Below are 17,526 nucleotides of genomic sequence, written 5' to 3'. Positions count from 1 at the left end.
ACCGCTGACCTCCTGCGTGCAAGGCAGGCGCTCTCCCAGCTGAGCTAATTCCCCAACAAAGATTATCTTCATGGTGGGCCTACCAGGACTTGAACCTGGGACCTCACGATTATCAGTCGAGCGCTCTAGCCAGCTGAGCTATAGGCCCATTCTTCACCTATTATTTTCAATAACCTTTACAAACCGAATATGATATTGGATGTATACCCATTTTATTTTATTTCTTGAGATTAGAAACGAATCTAATCTCATTACTCTGAAAGGAGGTGATCCAACCGCAGGTTCTCCTACGGTTACCTTGTTACGACTTCACCCCAGTCGCTAATTCCACCGTAAGTGGTAGCCCCCCGAAGGTTAGCTTCCCAATTTCGGGTGAAATCAACTCCCATGGTGTGACGGGCGGTGAGTACAAGACCCGGGAACGTATTCACCGTAGCATAGCTGATCTACGATTACTAGCGATTCCAACTTCATGTAGTCGAGTTGCAGACTACAATCCGAACTGGGAGGCATTTTTGAGATTCGCTCCACATCACTGTATTGCTGCTCTTTGTATACCCCATTGTAGCACGTGTGTAGCCCTGGTCGTAAGGGCCATGATGACTTGACGTCGTCCTCACCTTCCTCCTACTTGCGTAGGCAGTCTCGTTAGAGTTCTCAGCCGAACTGTTAGCAACTAACGACGAGGGTTGCGCTCGTTGCGGGACTTAACCCAACATCTCACGACACGAGCTGACGACAGCCGTGCAGCACCTGTATGAAAGCTCCTGCAAGCAGGCACCAATCCATCTCTGGAAAGTTCTTTCTATGTCAAGACCAGGTAAGGTTCTTCGCGTATCGTCGAATTAAACCACATGCTCCACCGCTTGTGCGGGTCCCCGTCTATTCCTTTGAGTTTTAATCTTGCGACCGTACTCCCCAGGCGGAACACTTAATCTGTTAAGTGCATCACCGCCCTGACAAGCAGAGCGACGACTAGTGTTCATCGTTTAGGGCGTGGACTACCAGGGTATCTAATCCTGTTTGCTCCCCACGCTTTCGCGTCTCAGCGTCAATAGTGTTCCAGTAGATCGCCTTCGCAATCGGTATTCCTTCTAATATCTACGGATTTTACCCCTACACCAGAAATTCCATCTACCTCTCCCACATTCTAGATAGACAGTTTTGGAAGCAGTTCTATGGTTGAGCCATAGGATTTCACTTCCAACTTATCTATCCGCCTACACGCTCTTTACGCCCAGTAATTCCGAGTAACGCTTGCACCCTCCGTATTACCGCGGCTGCTGGCACGGAGTTAGCCGGTGCTTATTCATATAGTACCGTCATTATCTTCCTATATAAAAGGAGTTTACGCACCGAAATGTGTCATCCTCCACGCGGCGTTGCTGCATCAGACTTTCGTCCATTGTGCAATATTCCCCACTGCTGCCTCCCGTAGGAGTCTGGACCGTGTCTCAGTTCCAGTGTGACTGATCATCCTCTCAAACCAGTTAGGTGTCATTGCCTTGGTGAGCCATTACCTCACCAACTAGCTGATACCGTACAGGCCAATCCTAGAGCCATAAATGTTTCCCTTGCAGTCTTAAGACTTAAAGGCATATGGGGTGTTAGCAGACGTTTCCATCTGTTATCCCCCTCTCTAGGGCATGTTACCTATATATTACTCACCCGTGCGCCACTTAGCTGACAATTAAAGCAAGCTTTAATCCGTTCTCGTTCGACTTGCATGTGTTAAGCACGCCGCCAGCGTTCACTCTGAGCCAGGATCAAACTCTCCATAAATGTTTAGTTTAATCATGACTAGTGTCTAACTCTTTTATCTAATATTCCTAAAAATATTAATTGCAATTGTTTACTGACATTACTCATTGTTTTTTTAATAGACGAGAATTGTATAAATTCTCTTGTTTTATATCATATTCGGTTTATAAAAATTACTTACTTTTTTAAACCGTAGTTTGTTAAAGAACTTCAACTCTTCGTGACTTCCATCACTCAAATTGGACGGGAATTATAATAGGTTTTTTATCCTTTGTCAAGTGCTTTTCTTTAATCTTGGCTTAAATTTTTAAAGTTCTCGGGTTTTGGTGCTAGTTTTTCTTCCCATAGGCTATTTTTTGGCCATTTTTGTCATGTAGTGGGTACTTATCAATATTTTTTTTCATCTTTGAGATAATTGCTTTTTCTAGGTCAATATTCTGTGAATAACAAATTCTTAGCAAATAAACTGCAATATCTGCAATCTCTTCTTCCAAATGTTCTCTCTTTGCTTTATCTAAATTTAAACTTTGTTCTTCATTTAGCCACTGAAATATTTCAACTAATTCTGCTGTTTCTACACTAAGTGCCATTGCTAAGTTTTTTGGATTATGAAATTTATCCCAATCTCTTTGTTTTGAAAATGTTAAAATTAAATCTTTTATTTTTTCCATATCCATTATTTAATCCTCCAATCTTTTAAATTCATTTATAATGTCATTAATATTTTCACTTCCTACAGATATTCTAAGTATATCTTTTGGGAGTCCTATCTTCTCTAAAAGCTCTAAACCTTGATCACTTTTTGTATATTCATAGTGGGCAAGATAGGTATAAGGCATAAGAAGAGTAAACTCAGTACCTAAACTTGGGCCCTTTGCAAAATTTAAATTATTATAAACTATTTCAAAAGATTTTTTAAATGTTACAGAGATAAGCCCTGTATATGAGTTCTCATCTTTCATTATTTGTTTATAGTTTGACTCATTTTCACTATTTAAACAATAATATATCTTATCTATATAAGAGCATGTTTTAAAATACTCTACTAATGCTTTTGTATTTGAACTAATTTTTTTAACTCTTGATTCATAATTTTTAATCTCAAAAGCCAATCTTTGGATATCTTTTATATAAGCTTTATCACAATGTTTAAAAAACTCCACATCCATGTAGGATAATTTTGAGTTTTTGTTTAAAATAATTGCGCCCATTAAAACATCTGCATTTCCACATGCAAATTTAGTAAGTGATTCAATACAAATATCTGCATAATCTTCAAAATTTATATTATATGATGTAGAGAGTGTTGTATCAACAACTAAGGGAATATTGTATTTTTTACAAAGTGATTTTAATCTTTTTGCATCAACACATTGTAAAAGTGGGTTTGTAGGTATTTCTGTAATAATTGCAGTTATTTTATAACCATTTTCTTTTAAATACTCTTCTAATAAATCTAAGTTTTTAATATCTGGAAAAATTTTCGTTTGATCATAGTGATGTTTTACTATATTCATAGTGTCAAGGTATAACCATCCTAGTTGAATTAAGATATCTCTACCATTTCTTCTTTGAATTGAACGTAAACCTTTTACCACTCCATATATAGCATTCATACCTGATGGTGATAAGGTAATATTTTTAGTAGGTTGATTATAAGCTTTTGCTAAAGTTGAAATTACTATATCTTTTGCAACTTCTTCTTTTTCTATCTCTTCCTTATGTTTTGTATCTATTAATCCTACATTATATAAGTAATCCTCAGCAAATCTAGAAGATAAATTACATCCAACATGTTGAATAAACATCAAGACTTTTTGAAGCTGTGTAGTTCCATTTTGAACTAATATTACTCCAAAAGGCTCATTTATTTCTATTTTATTATGTATATAATATTTATCACTTACAATATCAACTGCATCTTGAGAACTTAGAAGTACCACTTCATAAGCATCACTTACTTTGTACTTTTGTTTAATATGAATTGCAAGAATTTTTAAATAAGGATGCATAGTAAATCTGGGATATCCAGATTTAATCTTCTCTACTGCCTCTCCATAACCCTCTTCATAATCTATCACATCTTGAAGTATTGGCATACTCACACTAACTGCGTGAATATTATTTGGTGGAAGGGTTTGTCCACACTCTTGGCCTATAAAAACGCTTTTGTCCATCTATTTTACAGCTTGTTCAATATCTTTTATTAAATCATCTACATTTTCTAAACCAATAGAAAATCTAACTGTTCCATCACTTATACCAATTGCCGCAAGTTCTTCTTTTGAAAATGAAGCATGGGAAATTTTTGCAGGTATTTCAACTCTAGAATCAGGACTTCCAAATGAGCATTTTTCCCCAAAAATTTTAGTGCTTTCTATAAATTTTTCTGCAAACTCTTTATTTATAAATTCTGCACAAAAAACACCTGGAATATAATCCATTTGATAAGTTGCAAGTTTATATTGAGGATGAGACTCTAATCCTGGATGCATAACAGCTTTTATAAAACTCTGTTTTTCTAAGAACTTTGCTATTTTAATTGAAGCTTTTTGATGTGCTTCCATTCTTATTTTAAGTGTTGGTATTCCCAAAGAGATTAAAAATACATCCATAGGATTTTGACTTCGCCCGTGGGCATTTGCATAATAGTGAAGCTCTTCTGCCAACTCTTTTGTTTTTGCAACAATAGCACCTGCAACTACACTTCCATGTCCTGAAATATATTTAGTAGTAGAAAAAAGTGAAAAGTCTGCACCTGAATCAAGAGGTCTTTGACAAATAAAAGTTGCTAATGAATTGTCAACTGCAAAAAGTGCTTTATACTTTTTTGCCAATACTGATACCATACCTAAATCTATGATTTTAAGTCCTGGGTTTGTTGGGGATTCACATAAAACTAAATCTATTTTATTATTCTTTAGGATTTTTTCTAACTCTGGTTCACTTAAAAAGTTAGCAAAATGTACTTTAATATTATATTTTCCTTGGAAAACTTTTAGTAATCTAAAAGTTCCACCATAACAGTCAGCTTCAACAAGAATTTGAGAATTTGCTTTTAAAACTGTTTCAAATAGAAGTGATACTGCCCCAATTCCAGTATGCGTACATACACACCCTGCTCCATTTTCTACATCAGTAAAAAGATTTTCTAAGGCTTCTCTTGTAGGATTATCACTTCTTGTATAATCATATACCTTTTCGCCATCTTGTTTTTTTAAATCAAAAGTTCCTGTATTGTATATAGGAAAGTGCGAAGCACCATATGGATCTTGAATTGTTGCAAAATCTTGTAGATGTGAAAGTTTTGTTTCAATATTTTTTTTCATAGTAAGCCTAATAGTTTTTTGCACATTATATCTAAGGATTTATAATCATTTGATATAAGTAGAATAATTTTTGCTTATAAAGTCTATATTGTGGGATGTTTAGAAGAATAAATATTTAGAGTTTAAAAACTCTAAATATTGTTAAATTATTATTTTGCTGTTGAACAAGCAGATACACCAGGAGGTGTTGTTGGTTGAATAGAAGCATTTTCTGCCTTTTCACTTACCTCATCAATATAAGTAATCAATGTTTCTGCTGCTTTCATATATCTTTTTGCTGAAATTGACTCAGGTTGGAAATAAACAATTGGTTTACCATTGTCTCCACCTTCTCTAATAGCTGGTTCAATTGGTAGATTTCCTAAAACAGTTGTTCCATACTCTTTTGCCAATGCTTCACAAGTACCCATTCCAAAAATATCTGATTCTGTATTACACTCTGGACAAATAAATCCACTCATATTTTCTACAATTCCACCAACTGGTATGTTAAGTTTTTTAAACATATCTAAACTTCTTCTTGAATCATCAAGAGCAACGTGTTGAGGAGTTGTAACATTAACTCCACATGTTACAGGAACACTTTGGGCTAATGTTAATTGTGCATCACCAGTCCCTGGAGGCATATCAATAAATAAAATATCCAACTCTTCCCATAAAATATCTCTTAGAAGTTGTTGAATTGCTTTCATAATCATAGCACCTCTCCAAATAAGAGCTTGCCCCTCTTCCATTAGTGAGCCCATAGACATAACATCTACTCCATATGCATGGAATGGTTTTGCTTTATTTCCTACAATCTCAACTTCTTTACCTTGTAATCCGAACATTCGTGGAATATTTGGTCCATAAATATCAGCATCTAAAATACCTACTCTTTTGCCTTGCATTGCAGCTGCAACAGCAAGATTAACAGTAGTTGTTGATTTTCCAACTCCACCTTTTCCTGAACTTACCATTACAAAGTTTTTTATTTGAGGTGCAATATTCTTTCCACTTACACTATTACTTGTTTGCTTTGGTGCTTCTGGTTTTTTTACTTGAAGATCTAAATTTGTAATACCAATTTGTTCTAATACATTTTTAATATTTGTTCTTAGTTCATGTTCTACTTCTTGAGCACTTGAAGTTATCTCTACAAGTATACTTACTGTATCACCATTTACCTCAACATTTTTTAAAAAGCCAAATTCTACAATTGATTTTGTAAATCCTGGATAGATTACTTTTTCTAACTCTTTTTTTATACTAGTTATATCTGCCATAAATATTTCCTTGAAATTATTATTAAATTTTTTCGTATTATATTTTAAATAGGATAATTTTTCTCTTAATTAAAAAATATACTCTATTTACCATGATTTATAATTAACTTTACTTGATATTTCAATCTCATTATCTTTTTGATTAATTGTAAGTTCATGGGTATGACAACTCTTTTCGTTCATAACATCAATAATTTCTTCTGCTTTTTTTAAAGCTTTTTCTTTATCATCATATTCAAAAACTTTGTCATACTTTAGTTTCCGAATACAATGACAATGAGTAAGAACTTTTACTTTCATAAAACTTCTTTTATCCTGCTGCTACCATTTCACTACCATGCTCTTCAACAATCTTTTGAGTGATTTTATATGAACAAAACTTTGGTCCACACATTGAACAAAATTCTGCTTCTTTAAATACATCTTGAGGAAGTGTTTCATCATGATACTCTTTAGCTCTTTCTGGGTCTAAACATAATTCAAACTGTTTATTCCAATCAAAGCTGTATCTTGCATCACTCATCTCATCATCAATATCCCTTGCACCTTTTCTACCTCTTGCAATATCTGCACTATGTGCTGCAATCTTATATGCAATAATACCTTCTCTAACATCATCAGCATTTGGTAAACCTAAGTGCTCTTTTGGTGTAACATAACAAAGCATACTAGCTCCATGCCATCCACCAACAGCAGCCCCTATTGCAGATGAAATATGGTCATATCCAGCTGCAATATCAGTAGTAAGAGGTCCTAAGATATAAAAAGGAGCTTCATGACAATACTCTCTCTCTAGTTTCATATTTCGCTCAATTTGATTTAAAGGTACATGTCCTGGCCCTTCAATCATAACTTGAACATCTTTTTCCCAAGCTCTAAGTGTAAGTTCACCTAATATTTTTAGTTCACCTAATTGTGCTTCATCTGATGCATCATATAAACAACCAGGTCTTAAAGAATCTCCTAAAGATAAAGATACATCATATTTACTACAGATTTCTAAAATATCATCATAAGCTTCATAAAATGGATTTTCTTTATGATAATGCATCATCCAAGAAGCCATAAGTGAACCACCTCTTGAAACAATACCCATTTTTCTTTTTGCAACATGAGGCATCATTGATAATAGAAAGCCTGCATGGATTGTAAAGTAGCTTACACCTTGTTTTGCTTGTTTTTCAAGTGTTTCTAACATCGCTTCAATTGTTAAGTTATTGATATCATTTCCACAGTCGTGAATAATTTGATAAATAGGCACTGTTCCAATTGGTACAGTTGAGTGTTCAATTACAGCAGACCTAATTGCATCTAAATCTCCACCTGTACTTAAGTCCATAATTGTATCTGCACCATATTTTAAGCTAACATCAACTTTCTCAACTTCACCTGCAATATCTGAAGCTAAAGCTGAAGAACCAATATTTGCATTGATTTTACAACTTGAAGCCATACCAATTGCCATTGGATTTAAATGTTTATGATTTACATTTGCAGGAATAATTAATCTTCCTCTTGCAACTTCATCTCTTACTAATTGGGGGTCAATTTTTTCAACTTTTGCCACATATTCCATGTCTGGAGTTATTATGCCTTTTTTTGCATAATACATCTGTGTTCTTACTTCATCATCTTTATGATTATCTAGCCAATCTCTCATAAAATATTCCTATCTAAAAATTTTCCTGATTATATCAAGTTAAGTTTATAAAAACTTAATCTATTAAATTAATTTGAATTTATTAATCTTCTAAGTATCATTTCTATATAATTTTTAATTATTGCATAGGATTTTTATGAACGAAGACTTTAACAACTCAAACTTTTCATTGTCAACAAAAGAAGAATTTGATAATTTTGAAGACTCAGCTATTCACAAAATCATCGAAAAATACAATATTATCAAAACCACAGACAAACTTTTAAATTCATCAGAAACGAACTATATAACAGTTATAGACTATATTGACAACTTATATTATTTGGAAAAAGATATTCCAGATGATTTAGCAAATATAATTAAGAATAATTTCTATTTTAATAAATATTTAGTTTTATATATCAATAAAAAACTAGATAATATTTTAAAAAATGGTTCAGCAATATTTTTCAAAGATATAAACTCCATAATAAATCTTCTTTCAAGGGCAAATAATTATAAAGTTTTTAAAGATTATAATACTTATGATTATGAAGGAATACAAGAGTTATTTAGAGAGTATGAGAGTTCATTACAAGCTATACAAAATGAAGAACTATTTGATTCTACTTTTGATTGTTATACTTGTTTATTAAAAGTTTATACAAAACTTTGTTTAATAAACTCAATTGATATTAAAAGAAAACAGACTATAAATCCAATCACTGAGATTTTAACAGAAACAATAAATCTATTAAAATTCACGGCTAAACTAAAGGAAAAACATCTAAATATTTTAAATAATGTTTTAGGTCAAATCCTTTATTATTTTTCACACCTTCCTTTTGTAGACTCAAAGGGAAAAGATTTAAACTATTTGATTGGGCAATATTATCTATTATTTGAAAAAATCAGTGATGGGTACCATATTTCAAAAGATACCAATTTTGCTGGTAATAGTAGTTTAAAAGAGGAAGAGTACTTTAGATTTAGAAGCAACTCTTCATATCTGTTTTTAATTATGCTAAAAAAACTTCATAATGACTTTAAAAAAGAGGAGTATTTTATTTGTGACTCTTTAAAAAGATGTATAGTTTTATTTGAAAAAAACTTCTCTATCTCATTTTCAAGAAATGGTGAAATCACTCTATCATCACTTACTCAAGACCTTATTGATTCACTTGCTTTAACATACATTAATGAAAATAGTTTAGGCCAAATAAAAGATTATAGAAGTGCCATCAATGACTTTATTATTGAGGCAGACAATTATAATATACAAAATATCGAGCCAATACATAATATCTTGTTGTTGGCTGAAAATGTCGACCAACACTATTATATAAATATTGGTCAAACCTTAATAAACTCAAAATCACTTAAAAATGATTATTACGAATTTTATAAATTAAAAACCATTGATGTTATTTTAAATTTTTTAACAAATAATGAGAGCTCAAAAGAAGTAGAAAAGTTTGTTAGAAATATTTATAAATATATAGAACGGAATAAAATAGCTTCGCATCTTATGCCAATGTTTTCAAAACTATACTTAAGTATTTCATACTATTTTTCAAAATTTAAAGATTTTCAATCAATAAGAGAGTCAAGGGATATATACTCAAAATTTGTAAATATTAATGGATTTGATTTATTAAAAAATGAATATAAATATATTAATTCCAACCTCTTAAAAGAATTTGGAAATTTTCAGCTTAGAGAACTTCCTTTTGATATTAAAAAAGTAAGCAATGAAGAATTAACTTCAATGGGGAAAATTAGTATTAGAAATTATATGAAGTATGGTGAACTAAAAACAAAATATGATATCAATGATGCACTTGTGCAAATAACTAGTGAAGTTCTAAATCTCAATAATTTAAATTATGAGAGACTTAATAGCCAAATTTGCTCACTTTTAACAGAAAAAGTTTATTATGGAATTTGTGAAATATCAATTTTAGGACTTACGAGAAAAAGTTCCGCAATAGTAGATGAAGGATATAAAAAGCATATTATCCCTCTAGATGAAGAGTATAGTATTCAATTTATTTTTCCTGCTGTTTATGAAGATAATTTTAAATATATCAATAATCAAAACCAAGACTTTATTATCAATAACTTAAAAAATATTTTGTCAAGTTATAAAAAAGAGAGCAAAACTTTTACAAACAATACAACTGGACTAGAAAATATACATAAGTTAAAACTTGACCTAACTAATAAATCTGGTGATTTAACAATATTTATTCAAATCTTTGTAAAATCTTTTAGCAAAATGACCCAAGAATTTGGATTTACTGTTGGAGAAAAATACCTACAAACGATTATAAATAAAATTTCCACATTAATTAATGATGATGATTCAATATACTATCTAAATGAAGGGAAAATTGGTATAATACTACAAAACAAGGATTATATTAATACATTAATTGATAAACTTATGAAGTTTAAAATAAATAAAAATGGCGAAGAGATTAACCTTGACTTCGTTATTAGCGTAACAATTACTCAATATGATGTATATAGCAAATCTGTAAAAACGTTAGATAAGGCAATAATAAGTAAAAATAATCTATTATTTTATGAAGAATAGGGATATAAATGAAAAATGATATTATAGAAAAAATAGAGTCGTTACCACCTTTACCAAATAGTGTTATTGAGTTAGAAAACTTTAGAAGACGACCCGATAAAGAGCCAATAGAGCTTTTAAAAATAATCGAACAAGATCCTCTTATCATTACCACACTATTAAGAGTTGCAAACTCTGCCATGTTTGGATTTAGAAGTGAAGTGGAAACTCCAAGTCGAGCAGTAAATTTACTTGGAATAAATTTTACAATTTCTATTGCTTTAGGTTCAGTTGTTCAAGATTTAATAAAATCTAATCTAAGTGCATATAGTATCTCTACGGATGATTTCTTAATGGCATCTAATTTAGCCTCAAATATTATAAATAACTGGGTTGGAGAAATTGACTTTGGATTAAAAGAAGAGTTACTTTTACCAGCTTTCTTACAAGAAACTGGAAAGTTTATCATTTCTGAATTAATTCAAGAACAAAGTAAAGTAGAAGAGTTCCAACAAGCATTAAAAGAAGATAAGTTATTATCAGAGATTGAAGAAGAGTTTACTGGTTTCTCATGCTCAAGAATTACAGCTAATATCTTCAAACACTGGAATTTAAGTCATAATCTTATTTTTACAATTGGATTTGTTGGAAAAATTGACCAATGTCCAGAAGAGTATCAAAGAAGAGTTAAAATTTTAGAAGTTGTTAAAATTTTAACTGATATTAGAGAACCACTTGGTGATGCATGTGTAGAAAGAGCTTTAGCACTTGCAGGAAAGTATGGATTAGAAGTTGAACCACTTGTTAATGCAATTGATAGAATAAAAGTAAAAATAGAAGAAGAGTAGCATTTACATAGCAATTAATTTCCTTACTTAAATTTATCATAAGTAACGTTAGATATAATTTGTAACTTTTTTACACAGGGGGTTTTGTTGTCTAAAGTTACACTTTTAGTATTATGTGCTGGATCTTCTTCAAGATTTGGACTTAGTAGCAAAAAACAGTGGCTAAGAGTGGGAAATATTCCACTATGGTTATTTGTTACTAAAAAAATTGCTTCATACTATAATTTTGACAAAGTCATTATTACTTCATCAAAAGATGAATTAACTTATATGAAAAATTTTTCTGATGATTATGATTTTGTATTAGGTGGTGACACCAGACAAGACTCCATAAAAAATGCCCTTGAAACTATTGATTCTGATTATGTTATGGTTACCGATGTTGCAAGATGTTGTGTACCAAAAGATGTAATTTTAGATTTAATATCAAATAAAGACAAAGCTTCTTGTATAGTTCCTACCTTAAATGTTTCAGATACTGTAACATTTAAAAATGAAACTATCAATAGAGATGATGTAAAACTTATACAAACACCCCAACTTTCAAATACAAAAATTCTTAAAAAAGCCCTAAGTACAACTACTCTTTTCACCGATGATAGCTCTGCAATAAAAAACATAGGTGAATCAGTTTTATATATAAAGGGAAGTACACAAAGCAATAAATTAACTTTTGAAGATGACTTAAAAGCAAATAACTGTTTAGAAGCTCCTTGTAAAAACTTTTTTACTGGATTTGGAATAGATATTCATGCCTTTGAAGAGAATAAAAAGATGGTACTAGGTGGGGTAGAAATTGAAAGTGACTTTGGGTTTAAAGCCCACAGTGACGGAGATGTTTTAATACACTCTGTAATTGATGCACTTCTAGGAGCTTGTGGAGCAGGAGATATTGGAGAGTTTTTCCCTGATACTGATGAGGCTTATAAAAACATCGATTCAAAAATACTACTTCAAAAGATAGTTAATTTTGTTTATAGTGTTGGCTATGAAATTGTTAATGTAGATTTTACAATACTTGCACAGAAACCCAAAATAAGTCCTTACAAATATGAGATTAAAAAGTCTATGGCACATTTATTGAATGTAAATATGCAGTTTGTAAATGTAAAAGCAACTACAGCAGAAAAACTTGGATTTGTAGGAAGAAGTGAAGGTATTACTGTTCACTCTGTTGCAACCTTGAAATATTTTAATTGGAAAGAATAATGAATATATTAATAATAGAAAATGAGATTTACCTAGCACAAAAAGTAGTATCAAGAATACTTGACGATGGTCACTCCTGTGACTTTGTAGAGATGCCAAATGATAACTTAACAAAAGATTATGATATGATTTTGTTATCTACATCTCTACCAAGTGAAATGGTAAAAAAAACTATTCAAAAATATAAAAATTCAATTATTATTTTACTTGTTTCATATATAAGTGATGAGACTGTAACTGAACCTATTAATGAAGGTGCTAAAGATTATATAATGAAACCATTTATTATGGATGAATTGATTAGAAAAATCTATCATTACAAAGAGTGTAGAGAGATGAAACAAGAACTTGCTACACTAAAAACTTATGTTGAATTCTTACTTGAAGAGATTGATACAACAGATGTTAATATTGCCCACTCACTTCCAACATTAATAGAAACAAATTCTCAAAGATGTACTGATAAACTTGCATTCGAAGTATCAGAAACATTAAAGTTACCCATTAAATTTATTGCCCTTACTAGTTCAACTTGGCAAAAAGAGTTATCTACAATAACAAATAAAGAGATTGTTTATCTAACAGATTATCATACTTTAAAAAAGAGTGCTAAAGAGAATGTATGTATTGCAATAGAACACAAAAATTGCATTATTAGTTCTTTAGAAAAAGAGAATGACTTCCCTTTTTCAAAACTTGAATTTTTACGTCCTGATATGTTTATGTTAAATAATAATATTATGACTATTAACGATTATGTAAAAATGATGGTTTTATCATTTCAAACAAAATACCCTGACACAGAATTATCAAAAAAACTAGGAATTTCAAGAAAGTCCCTTTGGGAAAAAAGAAAAAAACTAGGAATTGAGAAGAAAAAATAATGAGAAAAGCATTTTTAACTCTTTTTTATAGTGGTTTATCTCCTAAGGCTCCAGGAACCGTTGGAAGTATTGTTGCCTTGTTTATGGGACTTGCTCTTTTACAATATGTACATGAATCAACACTTTTTTTATTAAGTCTTCTTATTACAGCAGTTGCTGTAAAACAAATAGACATCTATGAAAAAGAAGTAGGTGCACATGATGGTAAAGAGATTGTTATTGATGAACTTGCAGGTATGTGGCTAGCACTTTCAATTTGCGGAATAAATATTCACGATACAAATAATACTATCATTTTAGGTGCATTAGCATTTTTATTTTTCAGACTTTTTGATATTTGGAAACCATCTATTATTGGTAAGATTGATAGAGATGTTAAAGGTGGTTGGGGTGTAATGGGTGATGATTTACTTGCAGGTCTAGCAGCGGGGATTGCAGCAGCGGGAACATATCAACTTTTACTGAAGTTTGTAATTAATTAATAAAGCTTTTTATTCATTTGTACAATTTTGTCAGATAACTCAATAATTACATTTTTATAAAATTTTGAGATACTTGTTTGTTCTCTAAAATCTCTTATTTTAAAAGCTAATACTAAAGTATTAGGCTCTCCTGCTTCAACAGTAGCACTTCTTGGTTCTCCTGTTAATCTCATCATCTCGCCAAATAGGGCTGGTTTATCTATTCTTGCAATTCTAATACTTGATTTTGCATCAACTTGCTTTTTCTTATTTATATTTAGTTGACCTTTTAATAAATAGTATATGTAATTTCTTGTAGTTTCACCCTCTTGAAATAAAATCTCTTTATTTTTGTAGGTTATAATTTTTACTTCACTTATTATTTGTTTTATTTCATCTTTGGTCATGATAGAAAAGAATGGTATTTTAGGACTTAATTTTAGTAGCATCTCCATTGCATCAATTTCTTCTACAGGAGCTTTTGGCTTTTCTTGGGAAGGATCTTCTTTTTTAGTTTTTTCTACTTCTTCTGTTTTATTTTCTGGAGATTCCATTTTTTTCCTTACTGATATGCAAGTATACTATTATTCTTCACTAAAAAGCAAAGAATAATAACTATTTACTTAACAATATCTGCAAATTGTTTAAAGATGTATTTCGATTCATGTGGTCCTGGACTAGCTTCTGGATGATGTTGAACAGAAAATATATCTTTATTTTTATACTTAACACCCTCAATTGTATTATCAAATAAATTCATATGTGTAACATCTGCAATTTCAATTATATTATCAGGAACATTATAATTATGATTTTGTGCAGTTATTTCAACAATCCCTTTATTTGATACAGGATGGTTACCACCATGTTGTCCAAATTTTAATTTGTATGTATCAAAACCATGGGCAATTGATAACATTTGATGACCTAAACAAATAGCAAACATTGGGATATTTGCTGAGATTAGTTTTTGTACTTGCTCTTTCTCTTTTGTTAAAGTTAAGGGATCACCTGGTCCATTTGATAAAAATATACCACCTATCTCTTTTGCTTCAAATCTAGCTATTAATTCATCAGCATTAAATGAAGAGGGAACAACTTCAACTTCTAAACCTGCTTCTACTAACTCATTTAGAATATTTCTTTTTACACCAAAATCAATAACAACAACTTTTTTATCACTCATTACTGCTTTGTTATATCTTAGCTTTTGATGATTCCAAGCACCATTTTTATGAATATATGTCTCTTTTGTAGAAACCTCTTCTATATAATTAATATCTTCAATTCTTGGACTTTTTTCTAATTGTTTTGCTAATTCATCTTTATCAGAGATTTCAGTAGAAGCAATCATCATCATCGCCCCTTCATCCCTTAACATTTTAGTTATATATCTTGTATCAATATCTTTTATACCTAAAACATTATGCTCTTTTAATAAGGCACATAAATCACCTTCTGCTCTATAATTAGAATATTCATGGTGATAATTTCTTACTAAAACACCTTTACAATAAGCTGTCTTACTCTCCATATCATCTTTGTTTACACCAACATTTCCAATTTCTGGCATAGTAAAAGTAACAAACTGTCCTGCATAACTTGGATCTGTTATTATTTCTTGATATCCAGTTAAAGATGTATTAAATACAATCTCTCCAACTGCTGTACCTTTTGCACCAAAAGAATTTGCCTCTAGAAATGTTCCGTTTTCTAAATATATCCACACTTTTTGCATTTTAAATCAATCCTCTTTTTATTAACTCTTCTTCGTATAATCTATGATAAACAATATCATACTCATCAGTACCTGGTATTAATTTTCTTTTATAATTCTTAACTTTTTCATATACTGCATCATCTGCTTTTTCAAAACCTTTTAGAAATTCACTAATTGAATCAAATATAACATTTTTTACTTTATTATCTGATACAGTATAATGAATATAATCCTCTTCCCAAAGGAAGTCTAAAATTTGGTGAGAGATGTCTGAAAATCTATCATCATTATTTAAAATTACGCCAAACTCATTGGCAAGTCTTTTTTTAGTCATCCAAAAAAGTTGTCTATAATCAGCATTTAAGAATGCAATCTCTTCTTCTTGTTCTGCTAATATTTCATCAACTTTTTCATCTAAGTCATGCTCTTTTTCGATATCTATATCTAAAATTCTCTCAACTTCATTTGTGATTTCATCTCTAGTTTTTCTTACTTCTACAAATTCACAATTTACAAGGTCTCTTGAAATTCTTCTTGATATGTAGGGTGTATGATGTAATTTCATTCTCATAAATATTATCCTCTAATTATAGTATCGTCTCTCTCTGGTGATGTAGAGATTATACCTACTTTTACACCAGTTAATTCTTCAATTTTTTCAATATATTTTTTTGCATTTTGGGGAAGTTTATCATAGTCTCTACAACCAACAACACTATCCCAGCCATCTATCTCTTCATAAATAGGTTTTACATCATCTAATTCTGAAGGCATATAAGTAATAACTTCTCCATTAAACTCATATGCTTTACAAATTTTAATTTTCTCAAATCCATCTAAAACATCAAGTTTCATTAATGATAATTGGTCACAACCATTTAATCTACTTGCATGTTTAACAGCAACAGCATCAAACCAACCACATCTTCTTTTTCTTCCAGTTGTTGTACCAACTTCTTTTCCAACTGTAGCCATTGTATCACCATCATTTCCATGATCTTCAGATGGGAAAGGTCCATTTCCTACTCTTGTACAATAAGCTTTTACAATTCCAGTAACTATTCCAATATCTTTTGGATTAATTCCTAGTCCTGTACAAGCTCCTGCACTAACTGTACTTGAAGAAGTTACATAAGGGTATGTTCCATGGTCAATATCAAGTAGCGTCCCTTGTGCACCTTCTAAAAGTATTCTTTTATCGTTATCTAATGCATCCCAAACCATATTTGTTGTATTTGCAATAAATGGTGCTAATTTATTCTTATATTCACTAATTATAATTAATAATTCATCTTTTGTTGGTGTATCTATTTGTAATACATCAAAAATTGCTCTATTTTGAATAAAATATTCAATTATATTTTCAGTTAGTTTACTTGGGTTTAAAAGCTCACCTACTCTAAATCCTGTTCTACTTATTTTTTCAGCATAAGCAGGTCCGATTCCTTTTCCTGTAGTTCCTATAGCTTTGTCACCTTTTAATCTCTCTTTTGCTTGGTCAATCAAAGCATGGTAAGGTAGATTAAGATGTGCTTTATCAGAGATAAAAAGTCTTCCTTCTAAGTTATCAAACTGCTCCATCTCTTTTATGATTGATTCTGGACTTAAAACAACTCCATTACCAATTATATTTATAGCTTTTGGATTTAATACACCTGATGGAATTAAATGCAATGCATATCTAACTCCATCAACCCAAATTGTATGTCCGGCATTATGTCCACCTTGACTTCTACAAACCATATCGTAATTTTGGGCAAGCATATCTACCATCTTACCTTTACCTTCATCACCCCACTGAATTCCTACTATTAAATCTGCTTTCATACCCT

General features: G+C 31.0%; 15 protein-coding genes, 1 tRNA gene and 1 rRNA gene. 5 read left to right on the top strand and 12 right to left on the bottom strand.

Features of this window, described 5'->3' with window-relative positions:
- Window positions 1-71: 71 nt before the first annotated feature.
- The 8 genes from Q0617_RS03470 to thiC all read right to left on the bottom strand — a co-directional run bounded on the left by Q0617_RS03470 (window position 72) and on the right by thiC (window position 8,015).
- A tRNA-Ile gene (locus tag Q0617_RS03470) sits at window positions 72-148 on the bottom strand.
- Window positions 149-259: 111 nt separating this feature from the next.
- Window positions 260-1,782, bottom strand: a 16S ribosomal RNA gene (locus tag Q0617_RS03465).
- Window positions 1,783-2,090: 308 nt separating this feature from the next.
- Window positions 2,091-2,438 (bottom strand): nucleotide pyrophosphohydrolase, encoded by a 348-nt coding sequence (locus Q0617_RS03460; protein ID WP_298750519.1) that lies wholly within the window; start codon window positions 2,436-2,438, stop codon window positions 2,091-2,093.
- 3 nt (window positions 2,439-2,441) lie between these two features.
- Window positions 2,442-3,938: a PLP-dependent transferase gene (locus Q0617_RS03455; protein WP_298750517.1), complete on the bottom strand. Its 1,497-nt coding sequence runs from the start codon at window positions 3,936-3,938 to the stop codon at window positions 2,442-2,444.
- Window positions 3,939-5,090, bottom strand: a complete 1,152-nt coding sequence (locus tag Q0617_RS03450; protein ID WP_298750515.1) for a PLP-dependent aspartate aminotransferase family protein — start codon at window positions 5,088-5,090, stop codon at window positions 3,939-3,941.
- 149 nt (window positions 5,091-5,239) lie between these two features.
- Window positions 5,240-6,355, bottom strand: coding sequence for an Mrp/NBP35 family ATP-binding protein (locus tag Q0617_RS03445; protein ID WP_298750513.1), 1,116 nt, complete (start codon window positions 6,353-6,355; stop codon window positions 5,240-5,242).
- 87 nt (window positions 6,356-6,442) lie between these two features.
- The gene (locus tag Q0617_RS03440) at window positions 6,443-6,655 is read right to left on the bottom strand and encodes a hypothetical protein (protein WP_298750511.1); all 213 of its coding nucleotides are present in this window, start codon (window positions 6,653-6,655) and stop codon (window positions 6,443-6,445) included.
- Between the two features lie 10 nt (window positions 6,656-6,665).
- On the bottom strand, window positions 6,666-8,015 hold the full coding sequence (gene thiC, locus Q0617_RS03435) for a phosphomethylpyrimidine synthase ThiC (protein ID WP_298750508.1): 1,350 nt from the start codon (window positions 8,013-8,015) through the stop codon (window positions 6,666-6,668).
- A gap of 136 nt (window positions 8,016-8,151) precedes the next feature.
- On the opposite strand from thiC, the gene Q0617_RS03430 reads away from it, so the two are divergent.
- From Q0617_RS03430 to Q0617_RS03410, 5 genes are all read left to right on the top strand, one after another.
- A complete protein-coding gene (locus Q0617_RS03430) occupies window positions 8,152-10,593 on the top strand; it encodes a diguanylate cyclase (protein WP_298750506.1) in 2,442 nt (813 codons plus the stop codon).
- An 8-nt stretch (window positions 10,594-10,601) separates the two neighbouring features.
- A complete protein-coding gene (locus Q0617_RS03425) occupies window positions 10,602-11,420 on the top strand; it encodes an HDOD domain-containing protein (RefSeq protein ID WP_298750503.1) in 819 nt (272 codons plus the stop codon).
- 87 nt (window positions 11,421-11,507) lie between these two features.
- Window positions 11,508-12,629, top strand: a complete 1,122-nt coding sequence (locus Q0617_RS03420) for a bifunctional 2-C-methyl-D-erythritol 4-phosphate cytidylyltransferase/2-C-methyl-D-erythritol 2,4-cyclodiphosphate synthase (protein ID WP_298750501.1) — start codon at window positions 11,508-11,510, stop codon at window positions 12,627-12,629.
- Window positions 12,629-13,513, top strand: coding sequence for a response regulator (locus tag Q0617_RS03415; protein ID WP_298750499.1), 885 nt, complete (start codon window positions 12,629-12,631; stop codon window positions 13,511-13,513). The genes Q0617_RS03420 and Q0617_RS03415 overlap by 1 nt, the downstream gene beginning before the upstream one ends.
- Complete coding sequence (locus Q0617_RS03410; protein WP_298750497.1) at window positions 13,513-13,995, top strand: phosphatidylglycerophosphatase A; 483 nt, start codon at window positions 13,513-13,515, stop codon at window positions 13,993-13,995. The genes Q0617_RS03415 and Q0617_RS03410 overlap by 1 nt, the downstream gene beginning before the upstream one ends.
- Here the strand turns inward: Q0617_RS03410 and Q0617_RS03405 are convergent.
- The 4 genes from Q0617_RS03405 to Q0617_RS03390 form a co-directional block, all read right to left on the bottom strand.
- Entirely contained in the window at window positions 13,992-14,528 is a 537-nt protein-coding gene (locus Q0617_RS03405) for a cyclic nucleotide-binding domain-containing protein (RefSeq protein WP_298750495.1), read from the bottom strand. The two genes, Q0617_RS03410 and Q0617_RS03405, sit on opposite strands and share 4 nt — an antisense overlap.
- 65 nt (window positions 14,529-14,593) lie before the next feature.
- Window positions 14,594-15,712: a glutamine-hydrolyzing carbamoyl-phosphate synthase small subunit gene (gene carA, locus Q0617_RS03400; protein WP_298750492.1), complete on the bottom strand. Its 1,119-nt coding sequence runs from the start codon at window positions 15,710-15,712 to the stop codon at window positions 14,594-14,596.
- 1 nt (window position 15,713) lies between these two features.
- Complete coding sequence (locus Q0617_RS03395; protein WP_298750490.1) at window positions 15,714-16,265, bottom strand: DUF507 family protein; 552 nt, start codon at window positions 16,263-16,265, stop codon at window positions 15,714-15,716.
- Between the two features lie 5 nt (window positions 16,266-16,270).
- Window positions 16,271-17,521 carry an adenylosuccinate synthase gene (locus Q0617_RS03390; RefSeq protein WP_298750488.1) on the bottom strand — a complete coding sequence of 417 codons (1,251 nt, stop codon included), beginning with the start codon at window positions 17,519-17,521 and terminating at the stop codon, window positions 16,271-16,273.
- Window positions 17,522-17,526 lie beyond the last annotated feature (5 nt).

It is taken from the genome of uncultured Arcobacter sp. (genome assembly GCF_937982575.1).
In the GTDB taxonomy this organism is placed as follows: Bacteria; Campylobacterota; Campylobacteria; order Campylobacterales; family Arcobacteraceae; genus Arcobacter.
The sequence above is the reverse complement of the archived record's forward strand: the minus strand, read 5'-3'. Positions and strand labels throughout refer to the sequence as shown.